At 64.9% G+C, this 17,546-nt stretch carries 19 protein-coding genes; 10 read left to right on the top strand and 9 right to left on the bottom strand.

Annotated features, from left to right (window positions below; all coding sequences use genetic code 11):
• Positions 1-59: 59 nt before the first annotated feature.
• The 6 genes from lysM to K2O51_RS17230 form a co-directional block, all read right to left on the bottom strand.
• Positions 60-563, bottom strand: a complete 504-nt coding sequence (lysM, locus tag K2O51_RS17255) for a peptidoglycan-binding protein LysM (protein ID WP_011297135.1) — start codon at positions 561-563, stop codon at positions 60-62.
• A 126-nt stretch (positions 564-689) separates the two neighbouring features.
• Complete coding sequence (gene pssA, locus K2O51_RS17250; protein WP_011297134.1) at positions 690-1,583, bottom strand: CDP-diacylglycerol--serine O-phosphatidyltransferase; 894 nt, start codon at positions 1,581-1,583, stop codon at positions 690-692.
• 25 nt (positions 1,584-1,608) lie between these two features.
• A complete protein-coding gene (locus tag K2O51_RS17245; protein WP_011297133.1) occupies positions 1,609-2,262 on the bottom strand; it encodes a phosphatidylserine decarboxylase in 654 nt (217 codons plus the stop codon).
• Between the two features lie 246 nt (positions 2,263-2,508).
• The gene (ilvC, locus tag K2O51_RS17240) at positions 2,509-3,525 is read right to left on the bottom strand and encodes a ketol-acid reductoisomerase (RefSeq protein ID WP_011297132.1); all 1,017 of its coding nucleotides are present in this window, start codon (positions 3,523-3,525) and stop codon (positions 2,509-2,511) included.
• Positions 3,526-3,650: 125 nt separating this feature from the next.
• On the bottom strand, positions 3,651-4,142 hold the full coding sequence (gene ilvN, locus K2O51_RS17235; protein ID WP_010809144.1) for an acetolactate synthase small subunit: 492 nt from the start codon (positions 4,140-4,142) through the stop codon (positions 3,651-3,653).
• Positions 4,143-5,906: an acetolactate synthase 3 catalytic subunit gene (locus K2O51_RS17230; RefSeq protein WP_140952704.1), complete on the bottom strand. Its 1,764-nt coding sequence runs from the start codon at positions 5,904-5,906 to the stop codon at positions 4,143-4,145.
• Positions 5,907-6,252: 346 nt separating this feature from the next.
• Between K2O51_RS17230 and K2O51_RS17225 the strand changes: the two genes are divergently transcribed.
• The 10 genes from K2O51_RS17225 to K2O51_RS17180 all read left to right on the top strand — a co-directional run bounded on the left by K2O51_RS17225 (position 6,253) and on the right by K2O51_RS17180 (position 13,740).
• A complete protein-coding gene (locus K2O51_RS17225) occupies positions 6,253-6,819 on the top strand; it encodes an RNA polymerase sigma factor (RefSeq protein WP_011297130.1) in 567 nt (188 codons plus the stop codon).
• The gene (locus tag K2O51_RS17220) at positions 6,816-7,250 is read left to right on the top strand and encodes a DUF3619 family protein (RefSeq protein ID WP_011297129.1); all 435 of its coding nucleotides are present in this window, start codon (positions 6,816-6,818) and stop codon (positions 7,248-7,250) included. Before K2O51_RS17225 ends, K2O51_RS17220 begins: the two co-directional genes overlap by 4 nt.
• 2 nt (positions 7,251-7,252) lie before the next feature.
• The gene (locus K2O51_RS17215) at positions 7,253-8,014 is read left to right on the top strand and encodes a DUF3106 domain-containing protein (RefSeq protein WP_011297128.1); all 762 of its coding nucleotides are present in this window, start codon (positions 7,253-7,255) and stop codon (positions 8,012-8,014) included.
• A gap of 116 nt (positions 8,015-8,130) precedes the next feature.
• Positions 8,131-8,679, top strand: coding sequence for an RDD family protein (locus tag K2O51_RS17210; RefSeq protein WP_011297127.1), 549 nt, complete (start codon positions 8,131-8,133; stop codon positions 8,677-8,679).
• Entirely contained in the window at positions 8,676-9,650 is a 975-nt protein-coding gene (locus tag K2O51_RS17205; RefSeq protein WP_011297126.1) for an esterase/lipase family protein, read from the top strand. Before K2O51_RS17210 ends, K2O51_RS17205 begins: the two co-directional genes overlap by 4 nt.
• 116 nt (positions 9,651-9,766) lie before the next feature.
• The gene (locus K2O51_RS17200; RefSeq protein WP_220631429.1) at positions 9,767-10,765 is read left to right on the top strand and encodes a UDP-2,3-diacylglucosamine diphosphatase; all 999 of its coding nucleotides are present in this window, start codon (positions 9,767-9,769) and stop codon (positions 10,763-10,765) included.
• Positions 10,766-10,821: 56 nt separating this feature from the next.
• Complete coding sequence (locus tag K2O51_RS17195) at positions 10,822-11,949, top strand: glycosyltransferase family 4 protein (RefSeq protein WP_220631428.1); 1,128 nt, start codon at positions 10,822-10,824, stop codon at positions 11,947-11,949.
• Positions 11,876-12,361: a diacylglycerol kinase gene (locus K2O51_RS17190; RefSeq protein ID WP_011297123.1), complete on the top strand. Its 486-nt coding sequence runs from the start codon at positions 11,876-11,878 to the stop codon at positions 12,359-12,361. The genes K2O51_RS17195 and K2O51_RS17190 overlap by 74 nt, the downstream gene beginning before the upstream one ends.
• 90 nt (positions 12,362-12,451) lie before the next feature.
• Positions 12,452-13,159, top strand: a complete 708-nt coding sequence (locus K2O51_RS17185) for a TetR/AcrR family transcriptional regulator (protein ID WP_011297122.1) — start codon at positions 12,452-12,454, stop codon at positions 13,157-13,159.
• On the top strand, positions 13,156-13,740 hold the full coding sequence (locus K2O51_RS17180) for an LOG family protein (protein WP_140952688.1): 585 nt from the start codon (positions 13,156-13,158) through the stop codon (positions 13,738-13,740). Before K2O51_RS17185 ends, K2O51_RS17180 begins: the two co-directional genes overlap by 4 nt.
• A gap of 28 nt (positions 13,741-13,768) precedes the next feature.
• Here K2O51_RS17180 and K2O51_RS17175 read toward each other — a convergent pair whose 3' ends face one another.
• Genes K2O51_RS17175 through K2O51_RS17165 form a run of 3 tightly spaced genes read right to left on the bottom strand, consistent with a single transcriptional unit; the run spans position 13,769 to position 17,485 of the window.
• Positions 13,769-14,374 carry a DUF924 family protein gene (locus K2O51_RS17175; RefSeq protein WP_011297120.1) on the bottom strand — a complete coding sequence of 202 codons (606 nt, stop codon included), beginning with the start codon at positions 14,372-14,374 and terminating at the stop codon, positions 13,769-13,771.
• Between the two features lie 34 nt (positions 14,375-14,408).
• Positions 14,409-14,828: a group II truncated hemoglobin gene (locus K2O51_RS17170; RefSeq protein WP_011297119.1), complete on the bottom strand. Its 420-nt coding sequence runs from the start codon at positions 14,826-14,828 to the stop codon at positions 14,409-14,411.
• 47 nt (positions 14,829-14,875) lie between these two features.
• Entirely contained in the window at positions 14,876-17,485 is a 2,610-nt protein-coding gene (locus K2O51_RS17165; RefSeq protein ID WP_220631427.1) for an ABC transporter permease, read from the bottom strand.
• Positions 17,486-17,546: the final 61 nt, after the last annotated feature.

Raw genomic sequence — 17,546 nt, 5'->3', positions numbered from 1 at the left:
AATATAGCGGAGTTGCCGCCCCCGTGCAAGACGGGCATTTCCCGGACGCAGCAGCGATCTCAGCCCTTCGGCGGAATCCGCAGCTTCTGGCCCGGATAGATCTTGTCCGGATGGGACAGCATCGGCGTGTTGGCTTCGAAGATGCGGTTGTATTCGGCGCCGTTGCCGTAGGCCGCTTGCGAGATGGCCCACAGGGTGTCGCCCTTGACCACCGTGTGCCACTGCGACTCGGTCGATTCCACGTTGACCGACATCTTGTCCTCGACCTTGTCGACGCCTTCGACGTTGCCGCAGCACAGGATGATCTTTTCCCGCGTGGCCTGGTCCGGCGCCACGCCGAACACGGTCACCAGGCCCTGCGAGCCGTCCACTTGCACCATCAACCCGGTGGCATCGAGACCCATCTTCTTGACGTACGCCTCGATGGCGTCGCCAGCCGCGCGGTTTGCTGCATCGACCTTTTCCGTCGATGCATCGGCCGCGGCGGCCTCTTGCGCGGCCTTGGCCTCGCCGGTGCCGAACAGCTTTTCCCCCGCTTCCTTGATGAAGTCGAACATGCCCATGACATCCTCCTGACGGTGAGTGAAAAAGACAGAATGCATGCCACGGTTGCGACCGTGGCAATCCGGATCCGGAACAGCCGGCGAAAAGCACGAAGGGCGCCGGAGCGCCCTTCCCTGCCACAACGCTCAGTGCGAGCCGTTATCGCGCACTTTCTTTGCCACTCCCGGCTGGCCGTGGATGGCACGCCAGCCCCACAGCACGTAACCGGAAATCGCATACGCGACAAAGAGCGCAAACAGCGCCACCGGCGGATCCGTCGACACCAGCACGAACAGCACAAGAACGAGCACCATCATGCCAAACGGCACGCGGTAGCGGACATCCAGCGCCTTGCCGCTGTAGAACGGTGCGTTCGACACCATCGATAGCCCCGCGTACAGCGTGATACCGAAGGCCACCCACGGCATCCACAGCTCCTTGACGGGGAGCTTGTTGTCGATGACCAGCCAGACAAAGCCGGCCACCAATGCGGCAGCAGCCGGGCTAGGAAGTCCCTGGAAAAAGCGCTTGTCGACGACACCGATATTGGCGTTGAAGCGCGCGAGCCGCAGCGCCGCGCACGTGCAGTACACAAAGGCGGCGATCCAGCCCCACTTGCCCAGGTCGTGCAGAATCCATTCGTACATCACCAGGGCCGGCGCCACGCCGAACGACGTCATGTCCGACAGCGAATCGTACTGCTCGCCAAACGCGCTCTGCGTGTTGGTGATGCGTGCCACGCGTCCATCCATGCCGTCGAGCACCATGGCTGCGAAGATGGCGATAGCCGCCACGTCGAAGCGCATGTTCATGGCCTGCACGATCGCGAAGAAGCCGGCGAACAGCGCAGCCGTGGTGAACGCATTGGGCAGCAGGTAGATGCCGCGCCGGCGCGGCCGCTGGTAGACGATGTCATGGTCGTCGTCGACGGCATCGTCATCCAGGTCGTCTGTGCCGCGCAGCTGGTTATGACGGAACGGACGCAGATGCGTCACGTTTCCGCTGTTGGCCCGCTTGTTGCGGCGGTGAAAGGCAACCATTACAGCGCTCCTGTCTGGTTGTCGCTTACTTGACTTCGTCCAGCTCGGCAAGGATCGTCGACGATGCCGACACCTTTTCGCCGATGGTGACGCGCGGGCGCGCGCTCACGGGCAGGTAGACGTCCACGCGCGAACCGAAGCGGATGAAGCCATAGCGCTGGCCGCGCGACAGGCTGTCGCCAACCTTCGTGTAGCACAGGATGCGGCGAGCCACCAGGCCGGCCACCTGCACCAGCGTCACGATTTGCCCGTCTGCGGCGCGGCGGATCACCACCGCATTGCGTTCGTTTTCCACCGATGCCTTGTCCAGGTCAGCGTTGACGAACTTGCCCGGAAAATATTCGAGCTTCTCGACCTTGCCATCGACCGAGGCGCGGTTCGAATGCACATTGAACACGTTCATGAACACGCTGATCTTCAGCGCTTCACGGCCGGCATAGGGATCCTGCACCTTCTCGACGACAACGATGCGTCCGTCGGCAGGGGCCAGTACGGCATTCGGCTGTGCAGGAATCGGCCGCGGCGGATCGCGGAAAAACTGGAGCACGAACAACGTGATGATCCACAGCGGCAATGCCCACCAGAAGCCCGCACTGGCGTGCACCAGCAGCGAGATAAGAAAGGCGCCAGCCAGAAACGGCCAGCCTTCACGGGCGATCAGCGGATGAGGATAGTTCATGCAGTGCTTGGTTCGTTGAGAGGAAAAGGCACCATCGTGCACTCAGATGCAGATGCGGCCACTGCCGGGGGAATGGCGCCGACGCAGAGCAGGATAAGGCACGCTCTGTCCAAAGTCTGACAAGGATAACAAAAAGCCGTTCAGGCCCCGCCAATCCCTTCCCAATATAGAAGGCATCCACGAAACACTGAACGGCTTTGGCCGGCCACCAAGATGGGCGGCGCGGCCTTCACGCTGACGGGCAGCTTAGTTCTTCGACTGGTCGACCATCTTGTTCTTGGCGATCCACGGCATCATTGCGCGCAGCTTTTCGCCAACCACTTCGATCTGGTGCTCGGCATTCAGGCGACGGCGCGACGACAGGGTCGGAGCGCCAGCCTTGTTTTCCAGCAGGAAGCTCTTGGCGTATTCGCCGGTCTGGATGTCCTTCAGGCACTGCTTCATGGCCTTCTTGGTCTCTTCCGTCACGATGCGCGGGCCGGTGACGTACTCGCCGTATTCGGCGTTGTTCGAGATCGAGTAGTTCATGTTGGCGATGCCGCCTTCGTAGATCAGGTCGACGATCAGCTTCAGTTCGTGCAGGCACTCGAAGTAGGCCATTTCCGGCGCGTAGCCGGCTTCCACCAGCGTTTCGAAGCCAGCCTTGATCAGCTCGACGGTACCGCCGCACAGCACGGCCTGCTCGCCGAACAGGTCGGTTTCGGTTTCTTCGCGGAAGTTGGTTTCGATGATGCCGGCACGGCCGCCGCCGTTGGCGGTGGCGTACGACAGGGCGACGTCACGGGCAGAGCCCGACTTGTCCTGGTACACGGCGATCAGGTGCGGCACGCCGCCACCCTGGGTGTACGTGGCGCGCACGGTGTGGCCCGGGGCCTTCGGGGCGATCATGATGACGTCCACGTCTGCGCGCGGCACCACGGCACCGTAGTGCACGTTGAAGCCGTGGGCGAAGGCCAGCGCGGCGCCTGCCTTGATGTTGTCGTGAACTTCGTTCTTGTACACGTCGGCGATCTGCTCGTCCGGCAGCAGGATCATGACCACATCGGCACCCTTCACGGCCTCGGCCACTTCCTTCACTTGCAGGCCGGCGTTGACGGCCTTGTTCCACGACGCGCCGCTCTTGCGCAGGCCGACCGTCACGTTCACGCCCGAATCCTTCAGGTTCAGCGCGTGGGCATGGCCTTGCGAGCCGTAGCCGATGATGGTGACGTTCTTGCCCTTGATCAGGGAGAGGTCGGCGTCCTTGTCGTAAAACACTTTCATGATAATTCCTTCAGTCTCAATCTTTGTATGAGGAGGCGGCATCATCGGGCGCATCGTGTGCAACCGGATCGCGCCGCCCGGGGGGATACTGCTTAAGCGTTGGGATGCGTTGCCAAACGTCCTGGTCAGACCTTCAGGATGCGCTCGCCACGGCCGATGCCCGAGCCGCCCGTGCGGACGGTTTCGAGAATCGCAGTGCGGTCGATGGCATCGAGGAAGGCATCGAGCTTGACGCCGTTGCCGGTCAGTTCGATGGTGTAGGTCTTCTCGGTGACGTCGATGATGCGGCCGCGGAAGATGTCGGCGGTGCGCTTCATTTCCTCGCGCTCCTTGCCGACCGCGCGCACCTTCACAAGCATCAGCTCGCGCTCGATATGCGCGCCCTCGGTCAGGTCGACCACCTTGACCACTTCCACCAGGCGGTTCAGGTGCTTGGTGATCTGCTCGATCACGTCATCCGAACCGCTCGTGACGATCGTCATGCGCGACAGCGAGGCATCTTCGGTCGGCGCGACCGTCAGCGTCTCGATGTTATAGCCGCGGGCCGAGAACAGGCCCACCACGCGCGACAGCGCGCCCGGTTCGTTTTCCAGCAGGACCGAAATGATGTGTCGCATTTACAGGTCCTCCGCGCCGAGCAGCATTTCCGAAATGCCCTTGCCCGCCTGGACCATCGGCCAGACGTTTTCAGTGGGATCGGTCTGGAAGTCCAGGAACACGGTACGGTCCTTCAGGCGGAAGGCCTCGCGCAGCGCCGGCTCGACGTCGGACGTCTTTTCCACACGCATGCCGACGTGGCCATAGGCCTCAGCCAGTTTCACGAAGTCGGGCAGCGCATTCATGTAGGAATGCGAGTAGCGGTTGTCGTACTCGATTTCCTGCCACTGGCGCACCATGCCGAGGTAGCCGTTGTTGAGCGAGCAGATCTTGACGGGGGTGTCGTACTGCAGGCAGGTCGACAGTTCCTGGATACACATCTGGATCGAGCCCTCACCGGTGATGGTGACGACTTCCTTCTCCGGAAACGCCTTCTTGATGCCCATTGCGTACGGCAGGCCTACGCCCATCGTGCCCAAGCCGCCCGAGTTGATCCAGCGGCGCGGCTCGTTGAACTTGTAGAACTGCGCGGCCCACATCTGGTGCTGGCCGACGTCGGAGCAGATGAACGCATCGCCCTTGGTCAGTTCCCAGATCTTCTCGACTACGTATTGCGGCTTGATGATCTCGGAGCTGCGGTCGTACTTGAGGCAGTCCACCGAACGCCATTGCTCGATCTGCTCCCACCACTTGGCGAGCGCCTCGCGCTTGGGCTTGACGTCGCTGGCCTGCAGCTGCGCGATCAGTTCCTGCAGCACGTCCTTGACGTTGCCGACGATGGGGATATCCACCTTGACGCGCTTCGAGATCGACGACGGGTCGATATCGATATGGACGATCTTGCGCGCCTGCGAGGTGAAGTGCGACGGGTTGCCGATCACGCGGTCATCGAAACGCGCACCGATGGCAATCAGCACGTCGCAGTTCTGCATGGCCATGTTGGCTTCATACGTGCCGTGCATGCCAAGCATGCCGACGAACTGCTTGCTGGTGCCGGGGAACGAGCCCAGGCCCATCAGGGTGTTTGTGACCGGGTGGCCCGTGAGGGCCGCGAGCTGGCGCAGTTCCTCGCTGGCGTTGGCCAGCACCACGCCGCCGCCGGCGTAGATGTACGGACGCTCGGCGCCCTGCAGCAGCGCCACGGCCTTGCGGATCTGGCCCGAGTGGCCCTTGTTGACCGGGTTGTACGAGCGCATGTCAAGCGACTTCGGGTACTCGTACTTGCAGGTGTTGCGCGAAACATCCTTGGGGATGTCCACGACCACCGGGCCCGGACGGCCAGTCGAAGCAATGTAGAAGGCCTTCTTGATGGTCGAGGCGAGATCGCGCACGTCCTTCACCAGGAAGTTGTGCTTGACGATCGGGCGCGTAATCCCGACGGTGTCGCATTCCTGGAAGGCATCCTGGCCGATCGCGTGGGTCGGCACGTTGCCGGTGATCACCACCATCGGGATCGAATCGAGGTACGCGGTGGCAATGCCCGTGACGGCATTGGTCACGCCGGGACCCGAGGTCACCAGGGCGACGCCCACCTTGCCGGTTGCCCGTGCATAGCCGTCTGCGGCATGGACCGCGGCCTGCTCGTGGCGCACCAGGATGTGCTCGAATTTCTTTTGCTTGTGAAGCTCGTCGTAGATATACAGCACTGCGCCGCCGGGATAACCCCAGACGTATTCAACGCCTTCTTCGGCAAGTGCATGAACGAGGATTTCCGCACCGATCATTTCGGGTGCGGCAGATGAATTGCTGTCTGCGTGGGAGAATTCCGCGCTGGGCATGTTCATTTCAGTCCTTTGCAATTTTCGGCAAAAAATTGTTTGGATGCTCTCTGCCGGGCTTGTGGCACGGGTTCAAGCGGTGCGCGTCTGCATGAGAAGACCGCCTCATAAGCGGTCTGATGAGACAACCACTGATGTCGTGTGAACCGTCGATGATACTGCAATGCACCAGCGCGGTCTACGGTCTTTTTGTGTCGTCCCGACAGCATTTTGAAGACCGCGTCTTGTATTAAGTGCAATACAGAAGTGGTCATGCCCGCTTGTTTTTTGCTAGCATCGCACCACTCCGAGGTGTGCGGCGAGCCGTTCGCAGCACATCCGCCAGCACAGAGATAATGTTTTCCCCGCCTGCATGGCTACCGACCAGGAACTGTCCGATTTTCTCGCCAGCGTCGAGCGGCGCGCCTTCAAGCAGGCGGTATTTGCCGTGCGCGACGACGAAGCTGCGCTGGACATTGTCCAGGACGCCATGATCAAGCTCGCGGAAAAATACGGCGACAAGAGCGCCGCCGAGCTGCCTCCGCTGTTCCAGCGCATCCTCCAGAACACCATTCACGACTGGTTCCGCCGCCAGAAAGTCCGCAATACCTGGATATCACTGTTTTCCTCGCTGCGCGACGAGCGCGACGGCGACGATAACGACCTGCTCGATACACTCGAGGCCGAAGCCGGCACGGAAATGGCCGAAAGCAGTGCCGACAAGGTCGAGCGGGCGCAGGTCATGGCGATCATCGAACAGGAAATCCAGCGACTGCCCACGCGTCAACGGGAGGCATTCCTGATGCGTTACTGGGAGGATATGGACGTCGCCGAAACCGCCGCGGTCATGGGGTGCTCAGAAGGCAGCGTCAAGACGCACTGTTCCCGTGCCACGCATACCCTGGCGCAAGCATTGCGCGCACGGGGGGTCCGACTATGAGCAGAAACGACAGAGAAATCCAGGAACTGCGCTTCGCGCATGAGGTTCGCACTGCACTTGATGCGGCCACCGACGATTTGCCGGCCGACGTGACCGAACGGCTCGCGGCAGCTCGTCGCATGGCGCTGGCCCACAAGAAGGCCGAGGCACCGGTGCGCGTGCCGCAGTATGCGATGCCGGGTGGCCACACCCCCTCCTTCGATGACGAGGAAGACACGCCGCTGCACCGGATCGGCGGCTGGCTGCGGCGCGGTGCGCTGGTCTGGACGCTGGTCGCGCTTGGCGCTGGCCTGTTCGGCATCTATCACTGGCAGCAGCAGAAACGAGTCGAGGAACTCGCGGACATCGACGCTGCGATGCTGCTCGACGACCTCCCGCCGACGGCGTACGCCGACCAGGGCTTCCACGTGTTCCTCAAGCGCGGGCAATAGACATGGCCCGTGCGAATTTCCGCCCCGACGCACCACGCCGCCGGCTGGGCACCTTGCTGCTGGCCGGTTTGTGCGCAGCTGCCGCCTGGTGCGCGGCACCGACCGACGCACTGGCCCAGGGTCCAGCGTCCGCAGGGCAAGCCGCACAGGCGGTGAATGCTCGCCCGGCATGGTCCGAACTGACCCCGGTCCAGCAACGCATCCTCGGCCCGCTGCAGCCTCTGTGGGACACACTTCCCGAACTGAATCGACGAAAATGGCTGCGGATTGCCGAGCGTTATCCGAAGTTCTCGCCCGATGAACAGGCGCGCCTGCAGACACGCATGACCGAATGGGTCAAGCTGACGCCGCAGCAGCGCCGTCTGGCGCGGGAAAACTACCAGATCACGCGGTCGTTGCCAGCGCAAAAGAAGGCGGAAGCCTGGGACAAGTACCAGCAACTGCCTGAAGAGCAGAAGAAGAATCTCGCCGCCGCGGAACGCGTACCGCGCCGCCCCGGCGCTGTCAGTGCACTGCCGAGCGGCAAGCGCCTTCCCGCCGACACCAGCCGCCAGATTCATCAGGACAAGAAGTCCGCGTCGATAGCAGCCAGGCCGGCGTCGGCGCCGGCTGCCAAGGCCAGCACCGCCGATGCGTCCGGGACGGCCCCGGCCGCAACGCCTGCAGCGCCCGTTCCGGCTGCGCCTGCGGCGCCACCAGCGGTCATGGACGGCGCCTCGGAAGCAGCTGCCGCCACACAGGCCGACACCACGATCCGGCAGTAAGGGCGCCAACGCGCCCACCAGACGGGCATTTGGCATAATCGCCGGATTCCGCACGTGGCCTTGCAGTGCCTGCCACGCCCGGTACGCCTGAACCAAGGTCTCCCGATTTCCGCGCCATGCCAGCCGCCACCCTCGCTCCGTCGTCCGCCAACGCCCCCCTCCCGACCGCGCCATCGCTGCGCCGCCGCATCGCCTGCATGCTGTACGAAGGCGTGCTGCTGTTCGGCGTGCTGAGTGCGTCAACCGCGCTCTTCCTGCTGGTCCGCCCGGCGCTGCAGAAACTCGGCCTGGACAGCCCGTACGCGATCCAGGGCTGGAGCTTCGTGGTAATGGGCCTCTACTTCACTTGGTTCTGGCAGCGCAGCGGCCAGACGCTGGCGATGCAGACCTGGCGCATGCGCATCGAAACCGCTGCCGGAGTGCCGCCGCGCTGGCCACAGGCCGCGTTGCGCTACGTGCTGGCGTGGCTCTGGCTGCCGCCATCGGCCGCGCTGGGGCATGCGCTCGGGCTCCTCAAAGGGCCCTTCGTCGGCGTTCTGGGCGCCGGATTGCTGATCTGGATCCTGCTGGCCTGGCTCGATCCGCGCCGCCAGTTCCTGCACGACCGTATCGCGCGCACGCGCCTCGTTGACCTGCGGGTTGACCTGCGTACGCCGCGCCCATGACCCTGAGCGCCGCCGGCGCCCGCCGCGTGGCGGTGGCACTGCAGGCGGCCACAGCAGCCGGCATTGGCTGGCAACTGACGCAGCACGCTGGCTGGCACTGGCCTGCGGCACTGGCTGCAGGCGCAGTGACGGTGCTCGGCGGGCTTGCCATTGGCATCGCGATCGCATTCGCCACGACGCAGCACGGCATCGGCGTTTCTCGCCAACAGCGGCCTCCCAAACCCGCACCGATTGCGCGCAGCAAGCAATCGCTGCCGCCGTCCGAAGCCATGCGCTGCTTTGCCATGGAATACATCGCGGTATTCCGCATGTTCAACTGGCTGCAACCGTTCTGCTCACACCGCCGCTACGCGGCACCTGACGATTCCCTCGCCCCTGACCAGATGCCTGCCGTGCTCCTGGTGCATGGCTATGCCTGCAACCATGCGGTGTGGCTTGACCTGCAGCCCGCGCTGGCGGCGGCGGGCTACCGTTGCGAAGCGATCGACATGGAGCCGGTTCTCGGCGACATCGACGACTATGCCGACGCTTTGCTGCAGCATATCGAGCAGCTCACAGCAACAACAGGAAACGCACCGCTGCTGGTGTGCCACAGCATGGGTGGACTGGTCGCGCGCGCGGCACTCGCGAAAGCCGAGCGTGGCGTCTGCGCCGGCATCGTCACGCTCGGCACACCGCATCATGGCTGCGCCCTGGCCCGCTTCGGCGCGGGGCGCAATGCATGGCAGATGCGCTGCGGCAGCCCTTGGCTAACGGCTCTGGGCGATGCCGAGACGCCTGCCCTGCGCGCACGCATGGTTTCCATCTTCAGCTGGCACGACTCCATCGCGGGGCCGCCGTGCACAAGCTGGCTGGATGGCGCAAAGCACATTCCGCTGGCGGGCATTGGCCACGTATCGCTGCTGCGCGATCCGCGCGCCGTCGCGGCCGTGGTGGAAGCGCTGTCCACGCTACGCAATATGGCGGCCTGACAGTACCGCCCGACGCTGTCGGATCCCGGCAACGTTTCATATGTCAGTCATGTTTCCGACACGTCTTCGTCACGGCGCGCTGGCTGAATGCAGCCATTGCCGTCAACGGGGCTGCCATGGTTCAAGCCATCCGATCCGCACTCGGAGTTCTGTCGGGATTCACGCTCAGGCTGCGCGGCAGCCCTGACCCCGAGCTTTCCCAGGTCTTGTCGCGTATCGCCGCGCTGGCGGCCTTCGTGCCGCCACCGGCCGAGCCCGCCGCCATCCCGCCGCTGATACCTCCCGCCGACGCCGGCCAGCACTTTCCTCCGGAGCCGCACCCGATCCAGCAGTACCGCGCGATCTGGCTGTCAGATATCCATCTGGGCACCGCCGGCTGCCAGGCTGATTACCTGCTCGACTTCCTCAAGCACAACGAATCCGAACGACTCTATCTGGTCGGCGACATCATCGACGGCTGGCAGCTCCGGCGTGGCTGGTACTGGCCGCAGCGCCACAACGACGTGGTGCAGAAGCTGCTGCGCAAGGCGCGCAAGGGCACCGAGGTCATTTACGTGCCTGGCAACCATGACGAAGTCGCGCGCCAGTTCGATGGCCTGGCGTTCGGCGACATCACAGTGCGAGAGGAAGCGGTGCACGTGACAGCAACGGGCAAGCGCTTGTGGGTCGTGCACGGTGACCTGTTCGATGGCGTGGTGCAGCACGCGCGCTGGCTCGCCTACCTCGGCGATTCGCTCTACACGGTGATACTGGCGATGAACCGCCATTTCAACCGCATCCGCGCGCGGCTCGGCTTCCCGTACTGGTCGCTGTCGCAATACCTGAAGCACCAAGTCAAGAACGCGGTGAACTACATCAGCTCGTTCGAGCATGCAATGGTCGACGAAGCGCGCCGGCGCGGCTGCGACGGCGTGGTCTGCGGCCACATCCACAAAGCCGAAATCCGCGAGGTGAACGGCCAGATCTACTGCAACGACGGCGACTGGGTGGAAAGCCTGTCCGCACTGGTCGAGACCATGGAAGGCGAGCTGAAGATCGTCTACTGGACCACGCTGCTCGACCCGCTCGAGGCCCGTCCGCGCAAGCGCCGGCGCGTTGCCGCCATCAGCGGTTGAGCGGCACGCCAAACCGCTACCCTCCCTAGAACGCGGCTACACATCGAGGAGCCCGCATGAAGATCCTGATCGTCACCGACGCCTGGGAACCGCAGGTCAACGGCGTGGTGCGCACGCTCAAGTCCACCCGCCGCGAGCTGGAAGCCATGGGCCATACGGTCGACATGATCACGCCGCTGGAATTCCGCACCCTGCCCTGCCCGACCTATCCCGAGATCCGCCTGTCGTTGATGCCCGCGAGCCGTGTGGCAAAGCGCATTGACGACTTTGCGCCGGACGCCCTGCATATCGCCACAGAAGGCCCGCTCGGCCTGGCGGCGCGCCGCTACGCGCTGCGCCGGCGCATGCCGTTCACCACGGCCTATCACACGCGCTTTCCGGAGTATGTGCACGCGCGCTTTGGCATTCCACTGTCGTGGACGTACCGCTTCCTACGCTGGTTCCATGGCCAGGCACAGGCCGTGATGGCGCCCACCCCCGTGGTACTGGACGACCTGCAGCGCTATGGCATCGGCCACTGCGTGCTGTGGACGCGCGGCGTGGATCTCGACGTGTTCAAGACGCAGCGCGTCAACGTGCTCAACACCGCGCATCCGATCTTCCTGTACGTTGGCCGAGTGGCCGTGGAAAAGAACGTGGAAGCCTTCCTGGCGCTGGACCTGCCGGGCTCCAAATGGGTGGTCGGCGACGGCCCGGCGCTGGCTTCGCTGCGCGCGCGCTACCCTGGCGCGAACTACCTCGGTGTGCTGAGCCAGCCAGAACTGGCCAGGGTGTATGCTTCGGCTGATGTCTTCGTGTTCCCGAGCCGCACCGACACCTTCGGGCTCGTACTGCTCGAAGCGCTGGCCAGCGGCCTGCCGGTGGCGGCCTATCCGGTCACCGGCCCGATCGACGTGCTTGGCGACAGCCCGGCCGGCGTGATGCATGAAGACTTGCGTGAAGCCTGCCTGGAAGCGCTGCGCATCGACCGCGCCACCGCCCGCGCCCATGCCGAGCGGTTTTCGTGGCGCGCCGCCTCCGAGCAGTTCCTGGCGCACCTGCGTCCGCTTTCGGCCGGCGGCAGTACCGGCAGCGCGGGCGAGATGCCAACCCAACCAGCCTCGCACAACCATGTCGAAACCCACTCAGCCGCTGCCGTCCGACCCGCCGCTGCGGGCACAGGCACCTCGTCCGCCAAGCAGTGACTATTCGATCGAACAGAACCCGCACAAGGGCAACCGCGGCCTGGCCCGCGCCTGGCATGCCGCGCTGAATTCGCTGTCCGGCCTGCGCTACGCGGTGCTCGAAGAAAGCGCATTCCGCCAGGAACTGACGCTGGTGGCGATTCTCACGCCGTGCGCGTTCGTGCTGCCCGTCGGCACGGTCGAGCGCATCATGCTGCTGGGCACGCTGCTCGTGGTGCTGATGGTGGAATTGCTGAACTCGAGCGTCGAGGCGGCGATCGATCGCATCTCGCTGGAGCGGCACAGCTTGTCCAAGCGCGCCAAGGATTTCGGCAGCGCCGCGGTCATGCTGGCGCTGATCCTGTGCGGCGGCACGTGGATCGCCATTGCCGGGCCGCACGTGCTGCACTGGCTACGCCAGCTAGGGGGCTGAACGCTGGCGCCCCGGAAGGGCGGCCGGGGCAGGCAGGCCGATTGCTTATAATCGCTACCCTGCCCCGATTTACCGATCGCCCGGACGCCCATGGAACCCAAACCGCAAACCGGCCCCCGCCGCACCAGGGACCGCATCCTCGACGTCTCGCTGCGCCTGTTCAACGAAGTCGGCGAACCCAACGTCACCACGACCACCATTGCGGAGGCAATGGAGATCAGCCCCGGCAATCTCTACTACCACTTCCGCAACAAGGACGACATCATCAATTCCATCTTCGTGCTCTTCGAGCAGGAGATGGAACGCCGCCTGAAGCTGCCCGACGATCACAAGGCCACGCTGGACGAAAGCTGGGGCTACCTGCAGTACATGTCGGAGTTCCTGTGGAACTACCGCTTCCTGTACCGGGACATCAACGACCTGCTTGCGCGCAACCGCATGCTGGAGACCAACTTCAAGCGGATCGTCGAGCAGAAGAAGCGCTTTGCGCTGGAGATCTGCCGCCAGTTCATCGAAGATGGCGAGATGGAAGCCACGCCCGAGCAGGTGGAAGCGATTTGCACGAACATCGTCGTGATCGCCACGTACTGGCTGTCGTTCCAGTTCGTGCAGCGTCCGCGCCAGTACAACGACCCCGAGCAGATCCGCGGCTATCTGCACGGTTCCAGCTACCACATCTTCTCGATCCTGGCGCCGTACCTGCGCGGCCGTGCGCGCGATGCGTTCGACCAGCTCGCGCGCGACTACGCGGCGTCCAAGGCGGCCCAGGAAAACCAGTCAGACAAGGACAGGAAGTGAAATCCGTTTGCGTGTATTGCGGTTCCAGCCCCGGCAACCGCCCCGAATATGCCGACGCCGCACGTGCGCTCGGCAAGGCTCTCGTCGAAAACGGCATGTCGCTGGTCTACGGTGGCGGCAAGGTCGGCCTGATGGGCATCGTTGCCGATGCCGTGCTCGAGCATGGCGGCAGCGCCATCGGCATCATTCCCGACGCGCTGATGCAGAAGGAAGTCGGCCATCGCGGCCTGACCGAGTTGCATGTCGTGCGCAATATGCACGAGCGCAAGCAGATGATGGCCGACCGCGCCGATGCCTTCATCGCCATGCCCGGCGGCGTCGGCACCTTCGAGGAACTGTTCGAGACCTTCACATGGCTGCAGCTGGGCTACCACGCCAAGCCGGTCGGCCTGCTCAATGTGGCGGGCTTCTATGACGGCATGCTCGGCTTCATGTCGCATGCCGTGCAGGAAGGCTTCCTCAAGCAGGTGCATGCCGACCTGCTGCGCGTGGCCGACACGCCGGCCGCGCTGCTGGCAAAGCTGGCCGACGCGCCGCGCGTGCGTGTCGACAAGTGGCAGGAACACCGCGACGAGACCTGAGCAGCATCTCCCAGGCCGGGCGCCGCGATCAGAACCGCGAGCCCGGCTCCTTCAGGAATGCCACTTCCTCCGGCGTGCTCTGCCGGCCCAGGATGGCATTCCGGTGCGGAAAGCGCCCGAAGCGCGCGATCACCGCGCGATGCTTTTCCGCCCATTCGACCACGTCGACCTTGCCGGCCGTCTCATCGCGCAGCTGCGTCATGAGCCTCACACATTCGTCCTGGTCCTGAAGCGATTCCGAGTGTTCGAACGGCATGTAGCAGAACATGCGGTGAAAGCCCGTCGGCAGCTCCCGATCCATGCCGCCATCGACCATTCGCCGCGCCAGGTCGAGCGCCTGGGCATCGGTGGCGAAGCTGCGCGGATCGTTGCGGAACAGGTTGCGCGGGAACTGGTCGAGCAGCACCACGCGGGCGCACGCGCCTTCGTGCGTGGCGCACCAGTCCTCGCCCTCGTCGGGATCGCCCGAGTGCGCGGCTTCCCACAGCGTCAGGAAGCGCGTGCGGATGACGTCGTCGAGCGCAGCCGACTTGGTGAACCATTCCGGCCGAGCGATATTCCATTGCGGCGAGCCATGGTGGCCAAACCAGAATTCCAGCAGCTCATGGGCAGCTGCGGGCAATTTGTCTTGCATCGTCCCACCCTTTCTCGAAATGATCCGGGCCGCTTCAGCGGGCCACGTTGCGCATCCAGTCGGCGGTCTGGAAGAAGGCCTGCATCAGACGCATCTGCAGGTCCTCGGACAGGCCGACGTCCTGCATCGCCAGGGCCATGCAGCGCATCCACTGGTCGCGCTCGCTGATGCCGATCTCGAACGGCATATGGCGCGCGCGCAGGCGCGGATGGCCAAAGCGCTCGATGAAATGATTGGGGCCGCCCAGCCAGCCGCACAGGAACCAGAACAGCTTGTCGCGCGAGCCGTCCAGCGAAGCCGGATGCAGCGCACGCAGGCCCGCGAATTCGGGCTCCAGGTCCATCAGGTCGTAGAAGCGGTCCACCAGTTCGCGCACGCGCGCCTCGCCGCCGACCAGGTCGAAGGCGGTGACCTCGGTGCCGGCCTGGCCGGTGGATTCAGGTTCGGTATTCATTCAGATACTCGCAAACTTCAGGCGGCGTTCCGAGGCATTCCGGAGCATTACGCGTCACGCAATGTCGCCAGCGCCGGCTGGCGCAGCACATCGCGCAGGCCCAGCCAGCCGCCCGCAAAAGCGCACAGCATGCCAGAAACCACGCCGGTCGGCACGATCCACGGATTGAAGCGGTAAGGGAAATCGAAGACGTGCTGGGACAGGCCCCAGCCTACGGCGATTGCGCCGATGCTCGCGAGCAGGCCCGCAAGCCCGCCGACTACCAGGAATTCGGCGTACTGCGTCTGCTTGACCTGCGCCGCCGAAGCCCCAAGTGCCTTGAACAGCCCGGCATCGCGCATGCGTTCGTCGCGCGCGCCTGAGAGTGCCGCGTATAGCACGGTGATCCCGGCCACCAGTGTGAAGACGAACAGGAACTCCACAGCGGCAATCACCTGATCCACCACGGCCTGTATCTGCCGCAGGATCAGGTCGGTGTTGACCACCGTGATGTTGGGAAACGCCGCGATCAGCCGGTTGCCGAGCGCCGCGCTCGCTGGCGGCAAGTGGAACGAAGTGATGTAGGTCTCGGGCAATCCATGCATGGCGGATGGCGGCAGGATCACGAAGAAATTGACACGCATCGACCCCCAGTCGAGCTTGCGCAGCGACGTGACCGGCGCCTGCACGGTCTGGCCGGCCACGTCGAAGCGCAGGGTGTCGCCCAACCGGATGCCCAGCGTCCTGGCGATGCCCTCCTCCACCGATGCGCCGGCGCCCGTGCCATTGGACCAGCGCCCGGCCACAACCTGGTTGCCCTCGGGCAGCGCGTCGGTATAGGACAGGTTGAACTCGCGCTCCACCAGGTTGCGCGCGCGGCCCTCGGCAAAGCTGTCGGCGCGTATCGCGCGTTCGCCGATATGCGTGAGGCGGCCCCGCACCATCGGATAGAGCAGGTCATGGATGCCTGCCGTGGCCAGCATGCCGCGCAACGGCTCGCGCTGGTCCGGCTGGATGTTGATGATGAAGCGGTTGGGGGCATCGGCCGGCGTGGCACTGCGCCAGGAATCGACGAGGTCGTTGCGCGTCATGCCCAACAGCAGCAGCGCCATCAGGCCGATGGCCAGCGCCACCGTCTGCAGCACGGTCACGGCGCGCCGGCGTTCCAGCACGGCCAGCGCAAAGCGCCAGCCCACCGCCGAGCGCCCCGCCAGCCTGCCACGCAACGCGCGTGACAGCAGCATCAGCATGCCGAGCGCCAGCAATGCAAAGACAGCCCCGGCGCCGGCAAACCCGCCCGCCGTGGTCAGGCCGAGCCGCAGGTCGCGCGCCGCCACCAGCAGCAAGCCGATAAAGGCGCCAAGCCCGAGCGCGTAGGCTGCCCATGCCGACACCGGCGGCGGGCCGATATCTCGGCGCAGCACGCGCAGCGGCGCCACGCGCGTCAGCGCCAGCAACGGCGGCAAGGCAAAGCCGGCCAGCAGCACCAGACCCGCCAGGATGCCGACCGTTGCTGGCAACAGCGAAGGCTGCGGCAACGACACTTGCAGCAGGCCGCCAAGCGACAACAGCAGTCCGTAGTGGGCCAGGTAGCCAAGCACCACGCCCACCACTGAGCCGGCCGCCCCGAGCAGCAGGAACTCGATGCCGAACGCCGCCAGGATCTGCCGGCGCGACAGCCCCATGCACTTGTAGACCGCGCAGGCGTCGGTGTGCCGCTGCATATAGCGGCGCGCCGACATGGCGATCGCCACCGCGGCAATCATCGACGACAGTACCGCCACCAGCGACAGGAAGCGCTCCGCGCGGTCCAGCGTGGCGCGCATCTGCGGCTGGCCTGATTCGAGCGACTCCACGCGCGTGTTGCGCAGCTTGAGCCGCTTGATCTCGTCGTCCGCCCAGCGCTGGTAGGCCTTGTCGGCAGCGTCCGTACCCGCTACGAGCAGGCGGTAGCTCACGCGGCTGCCCCAGCCGATCAGGCCGGTGCTGTCGAGATCGGACAGCGGCAACAGCACGCGCGGCGCGAAATTCATGAACCCCGCGCCTCGATCCAGTTCCTGGGTCAGGATGCGGTCGATGCGGAACGTACGGTTGCCAAGCTGGAGCGCGTCGCCAATGCGCAGCCCCAGCGCGCTCAGGAGTGCCTCGTCCACCCAGACCGTGCCCGGCGCGGGAGTGCCTTCGGCGGCCTGCTCGGGGCCGCCCGGCGTGGCGGCCACCTTCAGCTTGCCGCGCAGCGGATAGCCAGGGCTGACCGCCTTGAGCGCGGCGAGCTGGCTAGGCGCCTCGGCGCCGGGGGCGGCATCGGCACGGCGGGCCGTCGCCATGCTCGGGAACGTCACCGTATGCGCCACGGAAAGGCCGGCCTGGGCTGCGCGTGTGGAAAAGCCAGCGTCGAACGGCTGGTCCGATACCAGCAGCACGTCCGCGGCAATCATTTGCCGAGCATCGCGCTCCAGTCCCAGGCGCATGCGGTCGGCCAGGAAGCCGACGCTGGTCAGCGCCGCAACCGCCAGCACCAGCGCGAATAGCAGCAGGTAAAGCTCGCCGGCGAGCCAATCGCGCCGGGCCATGCGCAAGGCCTGGCGCCAGGCTGAAAATCGCCGTCCGTGCGACACGGACCTGGCAATGGCTCGGGAAACAGCGGTATTGGGGACGGAAGCGGGCTCGTTCGGCATCAGTTCTTGGTTTCAGTCTCGTTCGGGTGCTGCCGGCGCCTGGAGCACGCAGCATGGGTTC

Source organism: Cupriavidus pinatubonensis (genome assembly GCF_019602855.1).
Taxonomy (GTDB): Bacteria; Pseudomonadota; Gammaproteobacteria; order Burkholderiales; family Burkholderiaceae; genus Cupriavidus; species Cupriavidus pinatubonensis.
This window is presented reverse-complemented; position numbering and strand designations above follow the sequence as displayed.

What these genes read in the sequence shown, in the direction of transcription:
- lysM (WP_011297135.1), bottom strand. Translation starts at nt 563, where the DNA reads ATGGGCATGTTCGACTTCATCAAGGAAGCGGGGGAAAAGCTGTTCGGC.
- pssA (WP_011297134.1), bottom strand. Translation starts at nt 1,583, where the DNA reads ATGGTTGCCTTTCACCGCCGCAACAAGCGGGCCAACAGCGGAAACGTG.
- K2O51_RS17245 (WP_011297133.1), bottom strand. Translation starts at nt 2,262, where the DNA reads ATGAACTATCCTCATCCGCTGATCGCCCGTGAAGGCTGGCCGTTTCTG.
- ilvC (WP_011297132.1), bottom strand. Translation starts at nt 3,525, where the DNA reads ATGAAAGTGTTTTACGACAAGGACGCCGACCTCTCCCTGATCAAGGGC.
- ilvN (WP_010809144.1), bottom strand. Translation starts at nt 4,142, where the DNA reads ATGCGACACATCATTTCGGTCCTGCTGGAAAACGAACCGGGCGCGCTG.
- K2O51_RS17230 (WP_140952704.1), bottom strand. Translation starts at nt 5,906, where the DNA reads ATGAACATGCCCAGCGCGGAATTCTCCCACGCAGACAGCAATTCATCT.
- K2O51_RS17225 (WP_011297130.1), top strand. Translation starts at nt 6,253, where the DNA reads ATGGCTACCGACCAGGAACTGTCCGATTTTCTCGCCAGCGTCGAGCGG.
- K2O51_RS17220 (WP_011297129.1), top strand. Translation starts at nt 6,816, where the DNA reads ATGAGCAGAAACGACAGAGAAATCCAGGAACTGCGCTTCGCGCATGAG.
- K2O51_RS17215 (WP_011297128.1), top strand. Translation starts at nt 7,253, where the DNA reads ATGGCCCGTGCGAATTTCCGCCCCGACGCACCACGCCGCCGGCTGGGC.
- K2O51_RS17210 (WP_011297127.1), top strand. Translation starts at nt 8,131, where the DNA reads ATGCCAGCCGCCACCCTCGCTCCGTCGTCCGCCAACGCCCCCCTCCCG.
- K2O51_RS17205 (WP_011297126.1), top strand. Translation starts at nt 8,676, where the DNA reads ATGACCCTGAGCGCCGCCGGCGCCCGCCGCGTGGCGGTGGCACTGCAG.
- K2O51_RS17200 (WP_220631429.1), top strand. Translation starts at nt 9,767, where the DNA reads ATGGTTCAAGCCATCCGATCCGCACTCGGAGTTCTGTCGGGATTCACG.
- K2O51_RS17195 (WP_220631428.1), top strand. Translation starts at nt 10,822, where the DNA reads ATGAAGATCCTGATCGTCACCGACGCCTGGGAACCGCAGGTCAACGGC.
- K2O51_RS17190 (WP_011297123.1), top strand. Translation starts at nt 11,876, where the DNA reads ATGTCGAAACCCACTCAGCCGCTGCCGTCCGACCCGCCGCTGCGGGCA.
- K2O51_RS17185 (WP_011297122.1), top strand. Translation starts at nt 12,452, where the DNA reads ATGGAACCCAAACCGCAAACCGGCCCCCGCCGCACCAGGGACCGCATC.
- K2O51_RS17175 (WP_011297120.1), bottom strand. Translation starts at nt 14,374, where the DNA reads ATGCAAGACAAATTGCCCGCAGCTGCCCATGAGCTGCTGGAATTCTGG.
- K2O51_RS17170 (WP_011297119.1), bottom strand. Translation starts at nt 14,828, where the DNA reads ATGAATACCGAACCTGAATCCACCGGCCAGGCCGGCACCGAGGTCACC.
- K2O51_RS17165 (WP_220631427.1), bottom strand. Translation starts at nt 17,485, where the DNA reads ATGCCGAACGAGCCCGCTTCCGTCCCCAATACCGCTGTTTCCCGAGCC.